Source organism: Chitinophaga sp. RAB17 (genome assembly GCF_052114225.1).
Classification (GTDB): Bacteria; Bacteroidota; Bacteroidia; order Chitinophagales; family Chitinophagaceae; genus Chitinophaga.
The window spans coordinates 148,009-167,367 of the sequence record NZ_JBFREI010000014.1 but is presented as its reverse complement, the minus strand read 5'-3'; the positions used below and the strand labels follow the sequence as shown (position 1 = coordinate 167,367).

Annotated in this window: 17 protein-coding genes; 3 read left to right on the top strand and 14 right to left on the bottom strand. The window is 44.3% G+C overall.

From position 1 onward, the window contains the following. The first annotated feature begins 58 nt into the window (after positions 1-58). Positions 59-1,099 (top strand): 2-oxoacid:ferredoxin oxidoreductase subunit beta, encoded by a 1,041-nt coding sequence (locus AB4Z08_RS31505; protein ID WP_441577762.1) that lies wholly within the window; start codon positions 59-61, stop codon positions 1,097-1,099. A gap of 72 nt (positions 1,100-1,171) precedes the next feature. Here the strand turns inward: AB4Z08_RS31505 and AB4Z08_RS31500 are convergent, their stop codons facing one another. Then, positions 1,172-1,810 (bottom strand): LysE family translocator, encoded by a 639-nt coding sequence (locus AB4Z08_RS31500; RefSeq protein WP_441577761.1) that lies wholly within the window; start codon positions 1,808-1,810, stop codon positions 1,172-1,174. A 29-nt stretch (positions 1,811-1,839) separates the two neighbouring features. Further along, complete coding sequence (locus AB4Z08_RS31495; RefSeq protein WP_441577760.1) at positions 1,840-3,378, bottom strand: GH3 family domain-containing protein; 1,539 nt, start codon at positions 3,376-3,378, stop codon at positions 1,840-1,842. A gap of 179 nt (positions 3,379-3,557) precedes the next feature. On the opposite strand from AB4Z08_RS31495, the gene AB4Z08_RS31490 reads away from it, so the two are divergent. Further along, complete coding sequence (locus AB4Z08_RS31490) at positions 3,558-4,328, top strand: inositol monophosphatase family protein (protein ID WP_441577759.1); 771 nt, start codon at positions 3,558-3,560, stop codon at positions 4,326-4,328. A gap of 2 nt (positions 4,329-4,330) precedes the next feature. Beyond that, positions 4,331-5,365, top strand: a complete 1,035-nt coding sequence (thiL, locus tag AB4Z08_RS31485; protein WP_441577758.1) for a thiamine-phosphate kinase — start codon at positions 4,331-4,333, stop codon at positions 5,363-5,365. A 95-nt stretch (positions 5,366-5,460) separates the two neighbouring features. Here the strand turns inward: thiL and AB4Z08_RS31480 are convergent, their stop codons facing one another. From AB4Z08_RS31480 to tatC, 12 genes are all read right to left on the bottom strand, one after another. Next, entirely contained in the window at positions 5,461-7,140 is a 1,680-nt protein-coding gene (locus AB4Z08_RS31480; RefSeq protein WP_441577757.1) for an ArnT family glycosyltransferase, read from the bottom strand. A gap of 40 nt (positions 7,141-7,180) precedes the next feature. Beyond that, a complete protein-coding gene (gene nagA / locus AB4Z08_RS31475; RefSeq protein ID WP_441577756.1) occupies positions 7,181-8,284 on the bottom strand; it encodes an N-acetylglucosamine-6-phosphate deacetylase in 1,104 nt (367 codons plus the stop codon). 11 nt (positions 8,285-8,295) lie between these two features. Further along, entirely contained in the window at positions 8,296-8,694 is a 399-nt protein-coding gene (gloA2, locus tag AB4Z08_RS31470) for an SMU1112c/YaeR family gloxylase I-like metalloprotein (protein ID WP_441577755.1), read from the bottom strand. 106 nt (positions 8,695-8,800) lie between these two features. Next, on the bottom strand, positions 8,801-9,604 hold the full coding sequence (locus tag AB4Z08_RS31465; protein ID WP_441577754.1) for an amidohydrolase: 804 nt from the start codon (positions 9,602-9,604) through the stop codon (positions 8,801-8,803). A gap of 65 nt (positions 9,605-9,669) precedes the next feature. Next, a complete protein-coding gene (locus AB4Z08_RS31460; RefSeq protein WP_441577753.1) occupies positions 9,670-10,128 on the bottom strand; it encodes a regulatory protein RecX in 459 nt (152 codons plus the stop codon). A gap of 116 nt (positions 10,129-10,244) precedes the next feature. Beyond that, positions 10,245-12,578 carry an ATP-dependent helicase gene (locus AB4Z08_RS31455; protein ID WP_441577752.1) on the bottom strand — a complete coding sequence of 778 codons (2,334 nt, stop codon included), beginning with the start codon at positions 12,576-12,578 and terminating at the stop codon, positions 10,245-10,247. Between the two features lie 199 nt (positions 12,579-12,777). Further along, positions 12,778-13,848: a fatty acid desaturase family protein gene (locus tag AB4Z08_RS31450; RefSeq protein WP_441577751.1), complete on the bottom strand. Its 1,071-nt coding sequence runs from the start codon at positions 13,846-13,848 to the stop codon at positions 12,778-12,780. A 405-nt stretch (positions 13,849-14,253) separates the two neighbouring features. Then, positions 14,254-14,754: an RNA polymerase sigma factor gene (locus AB4Z08_RS31445; protein ID WP_079471211.1), complete on the bottom strand. Its 501-nt coding sequence runs from the start codon at positions 14,752-14,754 to the stop codon at positions 14,254-14,256. Positions 14,755-15,053: 299 nt separating this feature from the next. Continuing rightward, the gene (locus AB4Z08_RS31440) at positions 15,054-15,587 is read right to left on the bottom strand and encodes an HdeD family acid-resistance protein (protein WP_441577750.1); all 534 of its coding nucleotides are present in this window, start codon (positions 15,585-15,587) and stop codon (positions 15,054-15,056) included. Positions 15,588-16,181: 594 nt separating this feature from the next. Continuing rightward, positions 16,182-17,708 carry a M28 family peptidase gene (locus tag AB4Z08_RS31435; protein WP_441577749.1) on the bottom strand — a complete coding sequence of 509 codons (1,527 nt, stop codon included), beginning with the start codon at positions 17,706-17,708 and terminating at the stop codon, positions 16,182-16,184. A gap of 129 nt (positions 17,709-17,837) precedes the next feature. Then, entirely contained in the window at positions 17,838-18,296 is a 459-nt protein-coding gene (gene rpiB / locus AB4Z08_RS31430) for a ribose 5-phosphate isomerase B (protein ID WP_441577748.1), read from the bottom strand. Between the two features lie 29 nt (positions 18,297-18,325). Continuing rightward, a complete protein-coding gene (tatC, locus tag AB4Z08_RS31425; RefSeq protein WP_441577747.1) occupies positions 18,326-19,183 on the bottom strand; it encodes a twin-arginine translocase subunit TatC in 858 nt (285 codons plus the stop codon). Positions 19,184-19,359 lie beyond the last annotated feature (176 nt).

Sequence of the window (19,359 nt, the reverse complement as noted above, 5' to 3'; positions counted from 1 at the left end):
TTTACAGGTATCTATCGTAACTTTACAGACTCTATAAAATTATATTTAACTCATACTAATGTCAACAGCAACTATAGCTCCGCAGGCAGCCCTTACGGCAAAAGACTTTGCAACGGACCAGGAAGTACGCTGGTGCCCTGGCTGCGGCGACTACTCTATACTTAAACAGGTACAAACAATTATGCCTGGCCTGGGGGTTCCCCGCGAAAATATTGTGATTGTTTCCGGTATCGGCTGTTCTTCCCGTTTCCCATACTATATGAATACCTATGGTATGCACTCGATTCATGGTCGTGCTACCGCTATTGCGTCCGGTCTGAAGGCAACCCGCCCCGAGCTGAGCGTATGGATCGTTACCGGTGATGGTGATGGCCTGTCTATTGGTGGTAACCATACCATCCACCTGCTACGCCGTAACTTTGATGTGAACATCATGTTGTTCAACAACCAGATCTATGGTTTAACAAAAGGACAATACTCTCCTACTTCAGAAGAAAATAAAGTGACCAAATCTACCCCAATGGGTAGTATTGACCATCCGTTTAACCCAATGGCCCTTGCTCTGGGTGCAGATGCCACTTTTATTGCCCGCAGCATGGACCGCGATCCCAAACACCTGCAGGAAATGCTGAAACGCAGCCATGCACATAAAGGCGCTTCTTTCCTGGAAATATACCAGAACTGTAACATCTTCAATGATGGCGCTTTTGAAGCGTTTACAGAAAAAAGCAGCAAACTGGATGAAACCGTTTTCGTAGAACAGGGTAAACCACTGGTATTTGGTGCAACGAAAAATAAAGGTATCCGCCTGGATGGATTAAAACCGGTTGTAGTGGAGTTGGGTGGTGAATACTCAGAAAGTGACCTGTGGATACATGATGAAAGCGATTTCTATAAAGCGCAGATACTGACCCGCATGTTTGATGATGTGCGTATTGAAGGTCATTTACCACGTCCTTTTGGTGTTTTCTATCAGGCGAACCGTCCTACTTACGAAGATATCATGCAGTTCCAGCTGACCGAAGCCCTGGAGAAAAAAGGTCCTGGCGATCTGGATAAGTTACTGGCTGGTAACGAAACCTGGACTATCAACGGATAATAACATCTTCCTATAAAGTAAAAGCCTTCCGTTTATCACGGAAGGCTTTTTTATGCTTTGGCAATTATTTATTTAGTGTCCCAATGACCCTACATCAAACAATACTTTGTAGAGTAACACCACCCCAAAAATAATCATACTTACCCCGGCAATACGGTTAAGCCATTCTACATTGGTAAGGGTGAGCTTATGGCGGATCTTATCAGAAACGAATACTTTAAGAATATCTGCAGATAAAACCATACTCAGACATACCCCATACATCACCACGCGGTGGCTTATAGAGGTGGCACTGTAACCAATACACACAGGCAACCAGAAAATAACCACACCCGGATTCAGGGTGTTCATTAAAAACCCGGCCAGCCATATTTTGAGATAATCATGCGTGCCGAACATTTCCGGTTTTTCTTCCCCGGTGCTGATCTTCACCTTCTTAAAAAGTAACCCGTAAATACCCATACAGATGAGTAATATACCGCCTACTATTCCGATAGTATGGTTGTATCCTTCCAGGCCACTGATAAAGGCGGTAGACAGATTACCAACCAGTACGAACATGATATCGCTCACAGACACGCCCAATGCGAAACTAATGCCTGCTTTAAAGCCATTATTAACACTGTATTTTATAATTGCGAATATAACCGGGCCTACCGATAATGATAGAACCAATCCCAGTCCTAATCCCGCTACAATTGCTGCTATCATGCTTATAATTTCCGTGTCACAGGTGCTACTTAATTCTTAACGGTTTTTCCGACCAGAAATTTCTCCCAGTCTTTCAGTTTCTCACCTTTCATTACACGTGGAAACTTGTTCATGGCACCTTCCTTGCCTTTGCAACGGAGGTAATCTATAAACACATCATTCGGCAATATTTCTACAAATACTTCCTTCAATGCAGCAGAACGTTCTACGGCATAATCATCGTTTACCTCGCTGAGGGTTTGATCAATGATTTCACGTACGCTTTCTGCATCTACACCAGGTGTATCTGTACCCACATACCAACGATGCGCGAACAGGTTCTGATAAGGGAAACCGGCCACTGTGAACTCTCTTACTGTGATACCCAGTTTCTTCTGTACATTATCGATGGCTTTGTTCATGTTGTCGATACTCATATGCTCCCCGCAAAGACTGAGGAACTGCTTGGTACGGCCAACAATCACTATTTCATGCTCTTTTACAGAGGTAAATTTCACTACGTCACCAATCAGGTAACGCCATGCGCCGGCGCAGGTAGACAACATCACCGCATACTCCACATCTTCCACCACCTCGTTGATCATGTAAGATTTAGGATTAGGCTTTACCTCTCCTTCTGCATCAAAGTTCTCTTCATTAAAAGGAATGAACTCGTAGAAGATCCCTGCATTCAGCACCAGTTTAATACCCTTGGTACCCGGACGGGCCTGGAACCCAAAAGATCCTTCGGAGGCCATGTACGTTTCGATGAACGCTATAGGCTTTCCGAGCAGCTTCTGGAAGCTGTCGCGGTAAGGTTCAAAGGATACCCCTCCGTGAATATACACCGCCAGGTTAGGCCAGATTTCGTGGATATTCTTCACCCCATGATATTTGATGATTTCTTCCAGTACAATCTGTACCCAGGCAGGCACCCCACAAACAGTACCTACGTCCCATTCACGGGCCTTGCGTACGATCAGCTTAATACGCTGTTCCCAATTGGGTTTACGGGAAATTTTGCCCCCCGGCTTATAGAAGCGGCGAAACCATTTGGGAATATTTTTGGCCTGAATGCCGCTCATATCACCTTCATAGTAGTCACCCTTCTCATATAATGAAGTAGTTCCACCCAGCATCAGAATCCCTTTCTCAAAGGAACGGGGTGGTATGTTGAAGTTAGCCATGGAGTACAGCTGCTTCACACCTACTTTCTTCACGGTTTTAAGCATTGCTTTGGTAACGGGTATATGCTTACTGGCAGATTCCGAGGTACCTGAACTCAATGCAAAATATTTGATTTTCTCCGGCCAGCTCACATTAGCTTCACCTTCCAGACAGCGATACCACCATTCATTGTGCATTTTTGTATAGTTATGCACGGGGACTTTTTCACGGTATTGTCCTATGAAATTGGGACTATCCAGAATTTCCTGAAATTGATAGTGTTTACCAAACTCCGTCTCCTTGGCCTTCTCCAGCAAACGATGCAGTACCTGCAGCTGGTATTGGCGAGGTGTTCCTAATTTAAACGTGAACTTCTTCCTGATGCGTAGTGACCTGGAAATAAGATTACCTATAATGGCCATTAACTTTCCCTCTCTTTAATTGAACTACAAAAATAAGTGGAATATTGAATATAAGTTGACTGATAATTCGGAATTACAGGTTATGAGTTATCAATAAGTCCTCTATACATACAAAATATCCAAAGATGTAGGCTATAATTCGCAATTCATAATTCGTAATTCGTAATTACCTTTGCGGCATGTTAAAAACAACTTTACTCAAAGCTACTGAAGCCAGCGGAAAAATACTGCAACAATATTTCAATGGCCCTTTCGAGGTGAGCAGTAAAAGTTCCGTTAACGACCTGGTAACAGAGGTGGATAAAAGATCGGAAACGGCTATCATCAACATTATCAGGGAAACTTATCCAGATCATTTTATCCTGAGTGAAGAAGTAGGTGAGATAAAGACAGACTCCCCTTTTAAATGGATCATAGATCCTATAGACGGTACTGTCAACTACGCAAATGGTATCCCCATCTGTTGCGTATCCATAGGAGTGGAAAAAGACGGGGAAATGATACTGGGTGCAGTATATAATCCTTTTATGAACGAATTATTTGTGGCAGAAAAAGGAAAAGGAGCCACCCTGAATGATAAACCCATTCATGTTTCCACCAAAGCCCAGGTAGCTACTTCCTGCCTCGTAACAGGATTTGCCTATCAATGGCAGGATATGCCCAATAACCCATTACAGGTGCTGGAGCATATCATTAAACAGGGAATCCCCGTGCGTCGCCTGGGATCTGCAGCTATAGACCTTTGCTGGGTAGCCTGCGGCCGGTTCGATGGGTTTTATGAACATTCCCTCCAGGCTTGGGATTCCGCAGCCGGCTACCTCATCGTAGAAGAAGCAGGGGGCAAAGTCACCGACTTCTCCGGTAACCCATACTCCCCTTATCAGAAAGAAATACTGGCCACCAACGRCCATATCCATAGTGCATTACAAGACCTTGTTAACGGTAAATAAAGATGGAAGAGGAAAGAACAGAAATACAGGACCTGGGAGAATTCGGATTAATCGACTATCTGACCAGGAACATAGAAATACAAAATGCCAGCACTGTATTGGGTGTGGGCGATGATGCGGCTGTTATTGACCATTTTGGCAAACAAACCGTCATCAGCACAGATATGCTGGTAGAAGGCATCCACTTTGACCTGATGTATACCCCGCTGAAACACCTGGGATATAAGTCAGTAGTGGTGAACATCTCAGACATCTATGCGATGAACGCCACTCCCACCCAGATTACAATGAGCATTGCTTTCTCCAACCGTTTCTCCCTGGAAGCGCTCAACGAATTTTACGAAGGCGTATACGCTGCCTGCGAGAAATACGGCGTAGACCTGGTGGGCGGCGATACCAGCAACTCACAAAAAGGCTTCGTGATCAGCGTTACCGCCATCGGCGAAGTAACCCCGGATACTTTCGTGAAAAGATCTACCGCTGAAAAAGGTGATCTGCTCTGCGTTACCGGCGACCTCGGTGCTGCATACCTGGGCCTTACCCTGCTGGAAAGAGAGAAAAAAATCTACCTCGAAAGCCCCACAGTAAAACCAGACCTGGAAGACCAAACCTATATCATTGGCCGCCAACTGAAGCCGGAAGCCCGTAAAGACATTATAGAATTCCTGCAACAGGAAGATATTCTGCCTACCGCCATGATGGATGTAAGCGATGGCCTCAGCTCTGAAATACTCCACATCGCCAAACAAAGCAACCTTGGCGTAGTACTGTATGAAGATAAAATTCCTATTGCACAGGAAAGCAAGGAAATAGCGATGAAGTTCGGCCTCGATCCTACTGCCTGCGCACTGAGTGGCGGAGAAGACTATGAACTGCTGTTTACCATGAAACAACAGGACTACGATAAAATTGTACTCAATGAACAGATCAGCGTAATTGGCTACATGACCGATATCACAGAAGGAGCACATATCCATACCAAAGGAGGCAACAAGTTTAAACTGGTTGCACAAGGATGGAACGCATTTCAACAGTAGCGGTTAGCCATTAGCTTTTAGCTTTTAGAAAAATGCAGCGAAGATCTCCGCTGCATTTTTCTAAAAGCTAAAAGCTAATGGCTAAAAGCTAACCGCTATCTCACTATCTCTACGGGTATCACCGGACTGTTGTGCGTAGGCGGCATATCTCCTGCAAAAACAGAAAATTTCAGCTGGTACTTACCCGGTTTATCCGGCATCACCACTTCCAGGTTAATTAATCGGCGCAGCACAGCCTTTTCCAGCGTCATAGCAGACTTTACCGGAGGCAGGGCTTCATCTTTCATCATAAACCCATAACCCAGCACCGGCTCGTTGGTTCTGTCTAACCGGATGGGCTGATGATAATCATTAGTAGGTTGCAGGATTACATTCACATGTTCACCACGCTTTGCCTTAATGGTTTTCAATGCCGGCTTTAACTGTATAAGTGAGTAAGAATAATAATCGTTCTGGATATTATAGTCCCAGGTGCCTTGTGTGGTTTTCAGGCTGTCGGTAATCGGAATGCCGGTACCAGGATCAAATACCACCATCACCGGCTTACCCCATAACTCGGTTTCAGTATTCCAGAAATTATATTGACTCCTGCGGGAATACCGGCTGTTAAGACTATAGGACAGCTGCCCGGTATAAAACATATACTTCGAAGGCTTTTGATAACTATTTACAAATACTACCGGTTTGCCCTGTGCACGCGCGGCTACAGCTGACGTCCATTCGCGGTTATGATGTATTTCCGGTCTTATTTCCACTCCGGGCATAAAGTCCCAGACCATATACACCCTTACCACAAATACCAGCAATAGTGTAACCGGCAACGTATAGAGCAACCATTTCTGCGATAAGCCTTTTCTTACAATCGCCTGATGCGCCAGGATGACCACCGGCGTAAAGAGCATCACCGTCCAGTTGGCCTCTACCCTGCCTTTGAAGGTGCTAAGCAGGAAAAATGACAACACTCCTATCACACAGAATTTAAGCGCCCGCTCAAATGAGTTCTGAATAGGACTACGGAAAGCATAGTATAATATCAGCCAGCCCAGTAAAGGCCCGAACAGCAAAAGCTGCCCACCCAGGTAATCCAGCGAAAAACTGATATCATAGGAAGATGCATTGCGGTCTACCAGGTGATATTGCAGAGAAGGGAAACCATGTGTATACTGCCAGTAGATATGTGGCAGGAACAGCAGCGTAGTAATGATCACCGCCACATAAAACTTAAATACCTTCAGCAGGTTGATATTGGATAATAATGTGAAGAAGACCAGCAATATACCGTGGTACTTACTATAAAACATCAATGCCATGGAAAGCCCCAGCAAGATGGTATTCTTCCAGTTTTGTTCATTTACGAAGTTGCGGTATACCCAGAAATAAATGGCGGCAAAAAATATCAGCGGCACGTCCGGCACTGCCAGAATTCCACCTATTTGCATGGCGCCCATACTACCTATGAGCAGGTAAAACAGTTTATTGTCTTTGGAAGCAATGAGCCGCGCCGTAATCCACAGGGTGAGTGTATTCACAAATACGATCAGCAACCTCACACCCAGTTCGTTATGAAAAATACCGTATCCTATTTTGATCAGCAGGGCAATCATAGGCGGATGATCGAAGTAACCCCAGTCGAGGTGACGTGAATACACCCAATAATAGGCTTCATCATCCCATAACTCGGAGAAGCAGGCCTGTAAAAGGCCCAGCACCAGCCAGGTTAGCAGGAACAGATTTTTATACCGGTCTTTTCTAAAGAAGCGAGTTAGTGCACTCATGTGGATATACAGTATTATTAATCCTGCGAAGATAGCGCTATTAACAGTATACTGTAGTATCCCAGTTTGAGTCAATTGCCACCAGTGCCGCATCGTAGCCCACAGCAATGCGGCCTAAAGCCTGCTCACGGCCTATTGCACGCGCCGGATACAGGGAAGCCATACGCAATGCCTCCTCCAGCGGAATACCTACCTGTTCCACACAATTACGAACCGCTTTGGTCATAGTTAAGCAGGATCCGGACAATACCCCGCCAGCACTTACATAACGATCCTTTTCCCGGATATAGATGTAGCCGGCTTCCTTATCCTTATTTTCCTCTACTGCATCTGTAATCAGAAACAGGCGGTCCTTCATTATTTTTTTGCTGATACGGATAGATGCAAAGTCTACGTGTACGCCATCAGCTACTATGCTGGCGGATACAAGCGGATGATCATAAATAGCCCCCACAATTCCCGGTGCACGGCTTTCCAGCGGCGACATGGCATTAAAAAGATGGGTGGCATGGTGAATGCCGTTATCAAATGACGTATAGGCCTGGGCGTAAGTAGCGTTACTATGACCGGCAAATATAACAATGCCCGCAGCAGCTAATTGTCTTACCAGCTCCGGGTCACAGCATTCCGGCGCCAGCGTCATGATCTTCACCACATCTCTTCCGTTTTCCAGTATCCAGTTAATATCTTCCTGCGTAGGTGAATGTATATATTGTTCCAGGTGCGCGCCCTTTTTGGCCGGATTCATAAAAGGGCCTTCCAGGTGTAAGCCCAGTACTCCTTGTCCCCCCTGCTCCCAATATGCCCTTATCGCCTTCATGGCATCCAGCATTACTTCAGGACCAATAGTAGCCACTGTAGGCATGATCCAGGCAGCTCCCCCTCCTTTACTGTAGGCTACCGTAGCGGCCAGGGAAGTAACGGAAGGGTACAGGGAAAATACATGTGCATTTCCACCGTAAATCTGTAAGTCAATGAAAGCTGGTGCCAGTAATGCACCCTGCAGGTCAATTTCATTTCCTGTCGCCTCTCTTTCTGCATACGGCCTGATGCTGGTAATTTTACCCTCGCGGGTGCTCACAGCATGATCTTCCAATATCTCCTCGCCGGTAAATATCCTTGCGTTGATGAAGGTGACTGACATACAATAAAATTTTACAGATGTGAATTAACTTCGTATAGCTCTAAAGGCAGCCCGTCGGGATCTGCAAAAAATGTAAATCGTTGCTGGGTATGAGGATCAATGCGTATAGGTTCTGTAGTAACCCCATTTTGCAGTAGCTGTGCCACCGCGCTGTCAATATCGGCGACTGCAAAGGCCAGGTGGCGTAAACCGGCAGCTTCCGGGCGACTTACCCTTGCTGGTGGATCGGGGAAAGAAAATAATTCAATTATGTACTGGTTGCCCAATGCGAGGTCCAGTTTCCAGGAATCCCGTTCTTCCCGGTACACTTCACGTATTACCTGCAGCCCCAGCACATCGGTATAAAATGTTTTACTACGGGTGTAATCGGAACAAATAATAGCGATGTGATGGACGGATTGCAGAAGCATTTTTATATAATTTATCGCCTTTCCAGCTGTTAGATTAAAGCGGATGGACTCATGTGGATGGGTTTACCATACCGGAGTATGCAGCCCTGTTAAGGGCCGCATTGGCTTATCCTTTTGGCAAAATCGTGAAGGCATCCGCATCTTTCAGGAATGGAAGGTTCTTCCTTACTTCTGTGAGACGTTCACGTTGAAGGGTATACGTAAAAATATCTTCGTCATCAGACTTGCGGTAAATGATCTCCCCCATTGGATCAATCAGGCTTGATTCTCCGCTGTGATAGATCTCTTTTCCATCGTTACCGACCCTGTTGACACCAATCACAAAGCATTGATTTTCAATGGCGCGGGCTTGCAACAAGGTGGTCCAGGCAGTTTTACGTCTTTGCGGCCAGTTGGCTACGTTTACCAGCACATCATAAGCCGGTTCGTTGGTATCCGCCTGGATGTTATTGCGGGCCCATACCGGGAAACGCAGATCATAACAGATACTCAGATTGATTTTCCAGCCCTTTACCTGTGCTATCAGGCGCTTATCACCGGGTTGATAATGATCCTGCTCACCGGCATAACCAAACAGGTGCCGCTTATCATAAGTACCATAAGTGCCGTTAGGAAGCATCCACACCAGGCGATTCAGGTATTGACCGTTTTCTTCAATGATCAGGCTACCAGTGATAATAATATGTTTCTCTGCCGCCTTTTTCTTCATCCACTGTACGGCGCTACCATCCATAGTTTCAGCCAGGAGTGATGACTGCATGCTAAAGCCGGTGCTAAACATTTCCGGTAAAAAAACCACCTCAGTTTTTTCCTTGATGCTGTTGATTTTCTCATCAAACATGCGGAGGTTGGCTTCCTTATCTTCCCAGTGCAATTGCGACTGTATGAGTGTTACTTTCAGATCTGACATTGTCGGTTATTGTGATCACAAAATTACGGCCTGACTGATTAGAAACTTTTCAAATTATTGCCTGCTTACACGGCTTTATTTGCGATTTGTTCAAGCGCATCATTTATTAACTCAGATTCGAAGCCTCTTTGCAACAGGTATTGCATTGTTTTATACTTACGCTTCATCGGGATTTCACCCTTCAGCGACTCATATTTTTTCTCCGTAAGCTTCAGCAGAACTGCGGCATAGTCATCCGGATCAATTTCCTCCATCCCTTTCTTGATGCAATACGCGGACACTTGCTTCTGCTTCAGCTCCATGAGGATTTTTTTCCTCCCCCATTGTTTGATACGGAATTTGCCGCCGGCATAGGCTTTGGCAAATCGTTCTTCATTGAGGAAATTTTCGGCTATCAATTCGGCAATGGCTTCGTCTACCTCATTCCCCCTCAATCCCAGCTCCAGGCATTTGTATTTGGTTTCCTGGTGACTCCGTTCCTGGTAGGCACAAAACTGCCGGAGTTTTAATATAGCGCTTAGCATTTAGCTGTTAGCTTTTAGTGATTAACCAGAAGATTAGTGAGAAAAATCTGCCATCAGCATTAAGTCAGCCCTGGCACAAAATGCTAACAGCTAACCGCTAATGGCTAATAACCATCCTATCTCACAATTCTCAACTTAGCATAGTTAAGCATGATTTTCTTTTCGCCGCCGCCTTTAGGGAATATGATAGTAGCAATCCTGTTGTTGGGTGCACCTTCCATTGCAGCGATGGTACCAAAACCAAACTTCTGGTGTTCTACCTGCATGCCAGGTTCCATGCCTGCCGGATCATCCGGCGTAAAGTTATCCGAAGGCACGTGGGTGGTAGCCCCTGAAAAAGTAGGTTTGGCGGCAGGCTTCTGAGCAACAGGCTGCGATTGTTGCGCAGGCGTTTTTTTCTGAATGCGGTCAAACATATTATTGCTGTTACTCCAGCCTGAAGTATTGCCACCACCAAAGGCGTTGCGCACACTACCTCCACCGGCATAACTGCGGTCTATAAATTTCTCCGGCATTTCTTCCAGGAAGCGACTGGGCTCATTTTGCACCAGGTTCCCGAAACGGTAACGACTATTAGCATAAGTAAGCCATAAGCGCGCTTTTGCACGGGTAATGGCTACATAAAACAAACGTCTTTCTTCCTCCAGTTCCTCCCGCGTATTGATAGACATACCACTTGGAAACAATGTTTCTTCCAGTCCTACGGTGAATACAACCGGGAACTCCAGTCCTTTCGCCGCATGAATGGTCATCAGTTTCACCACGTCGCTGTTTTCGTCGGTTCCCTGATCAGCATCTGTCAGCAGGGTAATTTGCTGGAGATAGGAGCCCATGCTTTTATCGAGCAACTCACCTTCTTCATCGGGGGTTTCTGTAAACTCCTTAATGGAGTTCAGTAATTCCTGCACGTTCTCATAACGGGCAAGCCCCTCCGTAGTTTTATCGTTGAATAATTCTTTTACTAAGTTGGTGGATTTACCTACCATCACTGCTACATCATACGCATTATGATTGGCAAGTGATGCCTGAAAACTTTTAATCATGATCACAAAAGCCTCGATGGCTTCTACAGTACCTCCTTTGAAACCAAACTCCCTGGCTCTTTCCAGCACCTCCCACATGGTGATGTTGTGTTCATTGCTCAGGATGATTGTTTTTTCAATAGTTGTTTTACCAATACCACGCACCGGATAATTGACGATCCTTTTCAGACTTTCTTCATCACGGGTGTTCATGGTAACGCGGAGATAGGCAACGAAGTCCTTGATTTCCTTACGTTGGTAGAACGACAAACCGCCAAAGATGCGGTATGCAATGGCTTTACGGCGCAGGCTTTCCTCAAAGGAACGGCTCTGGGCGTTGGTGCGGTAAAGGATAACGAAATCGCGGTTATCATAATGATTCCGCAATTTTTGTTCTGCAATGGTATCTGCTACAAATTTACCTTCTTCGTTATCTGTCATGGTGCGTACCAGTTTGATGGTATCACCTTCTGTATTATCTGTCCAGAGATTTTTTTCTATTTGTCCTTTATTGTGCGCAATCACTTCATTGGCTACATTCAGGATAGATTTTGTACTGCGATAGTTTTGTTCCAGTTTCACCACTTTCACATCATCATAATCTTTTTCAAACTGGAGGATATTTTCTATCGTAGCGCCGCGGAAGGAATAGATACTTTGTGCATCATCTCCCACTACACAAATATTTTCGTTTACAGCACCCAGTAATTTGATGATTTCATACTGAGCAGGGTTGGTATCCTGGTACTCATCGATCATGATGTACTTAAACTTGTGCTGGTATTTATGCAGTACTTCCGGGAATGATTTAAGCAGGATATACATTTTAAACAGCAGGTCATCGAAGTCCATGGCGCCGTTCTTAAATGTACGTTTGGCGTACATATCGTAGATTTTGCCGATAAGCGGCCTGTTGGCGCGCATATCTTCCTGTTGTACCAGGTTGTCCAGCTGGTATTCATCCGGTCCCATCAGGCTGTTTTTGGCAGCGGAGATGCGGTTGTATACGAAGGTGGGTTTATAGTGTTTATCATCGAGATTAAGCTCGTTGATAATTGTTTTGATTACACTTTTGGCATCATCGGAATCGTAGATGGTGAAGTCGTTCGGGTAGCCGAGCCGGTGTGCTTCTGCGCGGAGCAGTCGGGCAAACACGGAGTGGAAGGTACCGATGTAAAGATTACGGGCTTCGCTGCCGCCGAGTATCTTTTCCACACGTTCTTTCATTTCACGGGCAGCCTTATTGGTAAAGGTGAGTGATAAAATATTAAACGCATCCACGCCATTCCGCATCAGGTGTGCTATACGGGTGGTAAGCACCTTGGTTTTTCCCGAACCGGCGCCTGCTACAATCATCAAAGGGCCGTTGATATGTATTACTGCTTCCCGCTGTTGTTCGTTAAGCTCGTCTAAATAATTTGCCTTCATCACGACTGCTGTTTATATTTTATTTATATGTAGAAAGATGTAGTATTCCAGAAGGGTGTAAAAGTACGAAAAAGGAGCAAAGGAATAAATTACAAATAGCAGTTAGCGTTTAGCTTTTAGCTTTTAGCAAAAATGCAGCGAAGAACCTATGTTCTTCGCTGCATTTTTGCTAAAAGCTAACTGCTAAACGCTAATCGCTTTATGGTTTTGCGCCCAGTGCTTTCATAAAGCGAAAGTGTGATACAACGGCTCCCTGCATAGTAGGAATGGAGTTGTAAGGCAAATTATGTTCCTGACATTTTGCTGCCACTATTTTACTGAGGGCAGGATAATGTACATGGCTGATACGTGGGAACAGGTGGTGTTCTACCTGGTAATTCAGTCCGCCTACGAACCAGGAAATCAGTTTATGACCGGGTGCGAAGTTAGCGGTGGTTTTGATCTGGTGGATAGCCCACTCATTCTCAATCATTTTAGCGTCTTCTCCTACTGCTTCAAATTCGGTTTCTTCTACCACGTGCGCCAGCTGGAATACAATCGCGAGGGTAAAGCCCATTACTACGTGCATTACTGCAAAACCAATAGCCCAGGCTTGCACGCCTACCAGGTAGATAGGGAGTGCAATGTAAAATATCAGGTATAATACTTTGCTACCCCAGAAAATCATATGATCGGTAAGGTTCATAGGTTGCAGTGGCGTAGTATATACTTTGCGACCCAGGTATTTTACAAAGTCCATGATAAACACCCATGCAAAAGAAGAGATGGCATATACCAGTACTACATAAATATGCTGGATACGATGCATAGGCACCCATTTCTGGGAGCTGCATTGTCTCATCAGCGGGCTTTTTGCGATATCGTCATCCAAACCGTCTACGTTGGTGTAGGTATGGTGAATAATGTTATGTTTCTGTTTCCAGATGAAAGCGTTACCCCCCAGTGCATTCAGGGTAAGGCCCAATGTATCATTTACTTTGCTGTTGGTAGAATAGCTGCCATGACAGGCATCGTGCATCACATTAAAACCGATACTTGCCAGTACAAAGCCCAGTAAAGCGCATAAAGTTACCGAGATAGCCGCTGGCATTGTTATAAATAATACCGAAATATACAACAGAATGGCTACCGGAATAAGGATAGCCGTTTTAAGATATAATTTCCAATTACCCGTTTTCTTGATGTTATTTGACTTAAAATAGTCCTCCACAGCGGATTTCAGCGCTGGAAAGAACATAGCATTCTTGTTGTTAAAAGTTACTTTCGGCATATAAGCATTGTTGGACCCGGCATACAGATAGTGTAGGATATCCGGAAATATTTTGAATATGTGTATGCTAAATAACGGTTTAAAACCGGTAATTGTACATTTTCCTCAATAATAAATGGTTATTTAACAAAGAATTGGGTGTATAGGCGAAATTAGGGAGAAGATACATGGGGTTTTCCTGAAGGGACCGGATAACGGAAGTCCGCAAACGAGCATACAGCATAAATGCCGCTTATCTGCGGAAACAGACAGATAATACAGCATGGTATTACTAACAATCTTAAGCTTACTACCGGGTGTTCATAGTACTTTTAGCAGCAGCTGACAACGGTCTTGCTGAGAGTTTGCAGACTTCTGCTATCCAAAAATCTGAAAAGTTTAAATAATATTATTCAATACAGAACATCAGTGTCTGGTAATACGCGTCTTCAGCATTTTACGGGCAAAGTGAATACGGCTTTTTACGGTTCCCAAAGGTTCATTCAGGATAGCCGCTATTTCATAATATTTATAGCCTTCAAAATATAACAGGAATGGTTGTTTGAAGATGACAGGCAGATTGTATACGGCCATTTGTACATCTTTTACCCGCAGATCTGATTCCGCAAAATTCCCGATAGCTGATGGCTGATGACTCAACAGGTAATCTCCTACCGCATTATCCAGCAATCTGTATTGCCGGTTGCCGCGGCGATAGTTATTAATAAAAATATTTCTCATGATCGTATACAGCCAGGCACGGATATTAGTGCCTGCCAGGTACTTATCACGGTTCGACAGTGCTCTGAACAGTGTTTCCTGGTAAAGATCCTTGGCTGATTCTGAGTCTTTAGTCAGGGTAACTGCGTACGGACGCAGAAAATCGGCGTTTCCAAGTAATAAGTTATTAAATTCGGTGGATGACATAACGGTTAACTTTAAATTATTCACAATTAGCTACGGCGACAGCCTTTTGAAGGGCCGGGAGAAAAGAGTCAGACAGTAATGGCAGGTCACCGGATCTCCAACCGGTGAGTACTGTCAGGCACCTGCAACGCTTTAAATCAACAGGGAGGTATCAACACCCTGAAAGCAGCAGATACAGGTGCCTTAATCAGGTGTTGCAATAATCATCAGGAATAGTTTTAGTTAAAGAATAAGCTTGCATATGGGGTGGTTTTAAAATAGTAAACAGGGTGTCTTATCTTAGTTTTTAGCTATCGTTTTTAATGCCTGCTGCGCAGTCTGAATGATAATGATAAGAGCATAATACCTGTGATAATGGCGTATATTCCAAATATCCAGGTAAGCGTTACGGCAGCTGCTACTGGATTTGAAACCAGGAGAATTCCAAAAATAATTGTCAGCAGGCCACCAGCCATGTACCAGCCTTCACCGGTAATCACTTTCCTTAACCTGATAGCAATAATCAATTCAAATAAACCGGCCAACATGGCCCAGAAAGCGATCAGGTAAATGAGTGCAGCGCCCGTAGCAAACGGATTATAAAATGTGAGGATGCCTAATATAACGCCCAGTAATCCAGAGAATAAAAAGAGGCCCCAGTTTTCAGTTGTTTTGCGGGCAGCAATAGCGCCAATGATGGCAAAGAATCCCGCAATAAAAAGATATGCTCCAATGAAAACAATCAGTGTGGCAAAGGTAGCGCCCGGCCAACCAACAGCCAGTACACCCAATACCAGGGCAAAAATTCCTCTCAATAAAAAGATCCACCAATAAGCGTTATAAAAATTATGCATGCATTCTCAGTTTAAGGTTTCACAAAGAGTAGCTGTATCATGGCAGGGTTTACCATTGCGTGCAATAAGCGTTTCCGTTTTCCATCATTCTGAACAACCAGGACTATAAACTAGGTCTCTAAAAATGCATGTATACTAGGTGTTTCCGTCACAACATCGGTCAATAGGACACAAGGGTGCTCTCCTTGTGGAATAGCATTTACTTTCAATCGAAAAGGTGGCAGGTGTTTTCATACTGGTAAGTTTATATGGTTACAGATAGCGAATACCGGCATGATTTCTCATCACCAGTGAAAAATTATCGCATGATCCTATAAATACCGATTGAACAACAACAGCTTAGTTAAAAATGTTTAATGGGGAGCCCGACTCTCGAAAAAATAATGGTTTGAAAACACTTTACCAGCTGATCCCTACATTCACCGATTCTACTAATACAAAAAAAGAATTATGTATTGATTCCTAAACAATAAAGACTCTATACACAATTTAAAAAATTTTGTTAAAATAAACAAAAAGGTTTTCCGGTAGACCTAAAGCCAGTGCTGTCGCTATTTTGCAGCCGTTTTTGCTTATTGCAGCGCACGCTGTTTCCTATTTTTCATGCCTGTCCACCACCAGTTTATGCTCCCGGTTAGCAATGTCCCAGGCAGTATAAAAAACGAGGCGGGCCCGTTTTGCCAGCAGTGTATAGCTGATTTTTTCTACCGTGTCTGTAGGTGCGTGATAGTCGGCATGTGTGCCGTTGAAATAGAAAATAATGGGAATGCCATGTTGTGCAAACATGTAGTGATCTGACCGGTAGTAGAAGCCTTCCGGATCGTTGGGGTCGTTATATTTATAATCCAGTTTAAGATGGGTATGGGTATCATTTGCTTTTTCGTTAATAGGCCGCAGCTCAGAGCTGAGTTTATTATCACCAATGATATACAGGTAATTGGTGTCTTTTTCATGTGCCGGATCTATGCGTCCGATCATATCAATGTTCAGGTCTGCTACCGTACGTGTGAGTGGATAAATCGGATGCTCTGTATAATACTGAGATCCCAGCAATCCTTTTTCTTCTCCGGACACTGTCATAAATACCATACTTCTGCGGGGGCCATTACCGGCCCTTTGGGCACGGGCAAATGCCGTGGCGATCTCTATTACCGCACTGGTGCCTGATCCATCATCATCTGCCCCGTAAAAAATCTTATCCCCTTCTTTTCCGAGATGATCATAATGCGCTGTCACAAACACCACTTCCTCTTTTTTATCAGTGCCTTCCAGGTAAGCCAGCACATTGGAAGGATGCAGTACAGTGGCAGCTTTATCAAATACAATATGAATATTTGTTTTAAGTTCCGCGGGGATCTTTTTTCCTTTATCGAGGTCTTCCAGCAGGCTGTCACTATTATCAATACTCATAATGGCAGATGCCAACGCAGGTGTAATAAAGTATACGTTCGGACGCGCCGTTGTATCTTTTTGCCAGTACAGGCCTGTTGTCCGGAGTTTTTGCTGATTTAATGCGCTGAAACGTCCGGCAGATGGTGAGATAATGAGTACAGCAGCTGCTCCTTTTTCTTTCGCGGTTCTTATTTTATCCTCCAGGCTGCCTTTATCACGATGCAGCCCTTTTCTCACGGCATCTCTGATCATGATTACCTGGCCTTTTACATCGAGGTGGTTGTAATCGTTACGATCAGTACTCACAATCCCCATGTCTGCATAGATGACCTGGGCAGCGCTGATGTCCTGCGGCTGGCCGGAGCGCAGATCTGACAGAAAATCGCGCCCGTATAAAAAGGTTTTGTCTTGTATGGTGATAGTGCTTTTGAGAAGACTGTCTTCATACAATGGATAATGCTGTTCCCACTTACCATTTGCGCCTGGTTTTAAACCTGCTGCTTCAAACTGGCTGATAATATAAGCGGCTGCTCTTGCCTGTCCGGGTGTAGCGGTTTCTCTTCCTTCCATGGCTGGTCCGGCAATAATATGCAGCTGTTTGCTCAGGGCAGCGGGTGTAATGGTTTCGCCATACCTGGCTGCTGCCGTATTATTTTCCACAACGGTGGTTTGCTGCGCCTGCGCAGCTATGATAAAGAGTAAACAGATGACGGTAAGAACAACTCTCATGGAGCATTTTTTAATTGACAGATCACATGCCTTGAAATAAAAAAAAGAGCCGGTTGATAGCCGGCTCTTTAATATTACTACATTTTCGTGTATTCGTTACAGTAAAAAATGATATGTGGCTTTAAACCTTTACAGGCAGGCCATTTTACGTACCCTGTCCTGGTGGCGTCCACCTTCAAAAGGGGTATTGATAAACATCTCCACCATCTCCGTAGCTACCGGAATATCTACAAATCGGGCGGGTATACACAATACGTTTGCGTTGTTGTGAGAGCGGGCCAGTCTTGCCAGTTCCGCACCCCAGCAGATGGCTGCGCGGATGCCCTGGTGTTTGTTGGCGGTAATAGCTACCCCGTTTGCGCTTCCGCAAACCAGGATACCAAAAGCGGCAAAACCTCTTTCAACTGCAGTAGATACCGGGTGTGCATAATCCGGATAATCTACAGAATCTTTGGAATGGGTACCATAATCCTTTACCTGCAAGCCTTTTGATTCCAGGTATGAAATCACTTCTTCCTTATACTCAAACCCTGCGTGATCTGAGCCAATAGCCACAGGCAGTGTAAGATTAAATATAGTATTTTCCATTTCAGTTACTTATTTACAGTTAGAGATAATTAAGACCACTCTTCTACATCGGTTTTAGTCATCTTGTCTTCACGATCTTTCAGCGCCTTTTTGGATATAAAGATACTGATTTCATACAGACAGTATAATGGCACAAATACGATCAGCTGATCTACCAGATCAGGAGGGGTAATAATTGCCGCCAGGATCAGGATCACCACAATCGCATGGCGTCTGTAAGCACGCAGGAAATCCGGCGTGAGGATGCCTAATTTGGTGAGGAAAAATACCAGGATAGGTAATTCAAACAACAATCCCATACCTAACACGATCTGTGTCATCAGATCAAAGTAATCATCTATAAAAAACTGGTTAACCGCTTTGGTAGTTACGGTGTAAGATGCAAGGAAGTTAATGGTGAAAGGTGCCATCAGGAAATAGGCAAAACATATTCCCAGGAAGAATTGAAAAGATACCCAAAAAATAACGCCTCTGGCTCCTTTCAACTCTTTCTCCTTGAGGGCTGGTTTAACAAAGCGCCAGAACTCCCAGAAAATGTAAGGAAAGGCACAAATAAAGCCGATTATAAACGCCAGTTTAAATTGCAGCATAATCTGCCCAACCATCTTGTAATTCAAAAATGTGACCTTTACAGGGGTAATACAGAGCTGATTTCCCAGTCCTACCCAATGGCTGATTTTACACAGCGCTACATAAGAAGGAAAATCTGCGTTGGTTGGCCCGAAAATAACATTGTCAAGAATTTCCTGTGTATATATAAAGCCGAACGTGCTAAATACAACAAGTGCCAGGGCGGATCTGACGAGGTGCCACCTTAGATCTTCCAGGTGGTCGAAAAAAGACATCTCTGCCTTATCCTCATTATTTGCGAAAAATTTCTTTAACATACTTTATACGGTCGAACGATGTTGAATACAGTTTCTTCTTAAGGATCACAAATATAGCGGTTGAATACTACAAATTAGAGTAGGCAATGATAAAGTAACCTATTTTAATGTGGCTTTAAGTAGTTATTCGTCCTTCGAAGAAGTAGGTACGTAAAAAAGCAGGATCCGGTAAGTAA

Excerpts from the sequence above, each read along its gene's own strand:
- AB4Z08_RS31505 (WP_441577762.1), top strand. The coding sequence starts at position 59 with ATGTCAACAGCAACTATAGCTCCGCAGGCAGCCCTTACGGCAAAAGAC.
- AB4Z08_RS31500 (WP_441577761.1), bottom strand. The coding sequence starts at position 1,810 with ATGATAGCAGCAATTGTAGCGGGATTAGGACTGGGATTGGTTCTATCA.
- AB4Z08_RS31495 (WP_441577760.1), bottom strand. The coding sequence starts at position 3,378 with ATGGCCATTATAGGTAATCTTATTTCCAGGTCACTACGCATCAGGAAG.
- thiL (WP_441577758.1), top strand. The coding sequence starts at position 4,331 with ATGGAAGAGGAAAGAACAGAAATACAGGACCTGGGAGAATTCGGATTA.
- AB4Z08_RS31480 (WP_441577757.1), bottom strand. The coding sequence starts at position 7,140 with ATGAGTGCACTAACTCGCTTCTTTAGAAAAGACCGGTATAAAAATCTG.
- nagA (WP_441577756.1), bottom strand. The coding sequence starts at position 8,284 with ATGTCAGTCACCTTCATCAACGCAAGGATATTTACCGGCGAGGAGATA.
- gloA2 (WP_441577755.1), bottom strand. The coding sequence starts at position 8,694 with ATGCTTCTGCAATCCGTCCATCACATCGCTATTATTTGTTCCGATTAC.
- AB4Z08_RS31465 (WP_441577754.1), bottom strand. The coding sequence starts at position 9,604 with ATGTCAGATCTGAAAGTAACACTCATACAGTCGCAATTGCACTGGGAA.
- AB4Z08_RS31460 (WP_441577753.1), bottom strand. The coding sequence starts at position 10,128 with ATGCTAAGCGCTATATTAAAACTCCGGCAGTTTTGTGCCTACCAGGAA.
- AB4Z08_RS31455 (WP_441577752.1), bottom strand. The coding sequence starts at position 12,578 with ATGAAGGCAAATTATTTAGACGAGCTTAACGAACAACAGCGGGAAGCA.
- AB4Z08_RS31450 (WP_441577751.1), bottom strand. The coding sequence starts at position 13,848 with ATGCCGAAAGTAACTTTTAACAACAAGAATGCTATGTTCTTTCCAGCG.
- AB4Z08_RS31445 (WP_079471211.1), bottom strand. The coding sequence starts at position 14,754 with ATGTCATCCACCGAATTTAATAACTTATTACTTGGAAACGCCGATTTT.
- AB4Z08_RS31440 (WP_441577750.1), bottom strand. The coding sequence starts at position 15,587 with ATGCATAATTTTTATAACGCTTATTGGTGGATCTTTTTATTGAGAGGA.
- AB4Z08_RS31435 (WP_441577749.1), bottom strand. The coding sequence starts at position 17,708 with ATGAGAGTTGTTCTTACCGTCATCTGTTTACTCTTTATCATAGCTGCG.
- rpiB (WP_441577748.1), bottom strand. The coding sequence starts at position 18,296 with ATGGAAAATACTATATTTAATCTTACACTGCCTGTGGCTATTGGCTCA.
- tatC (WP_441577747.1), bottom strand. The coding sequence starts at position 19,183 with ATGTTAAAGAAATTTTTCGCAAATAATGAGGATAAGGCAGAGATGTCT.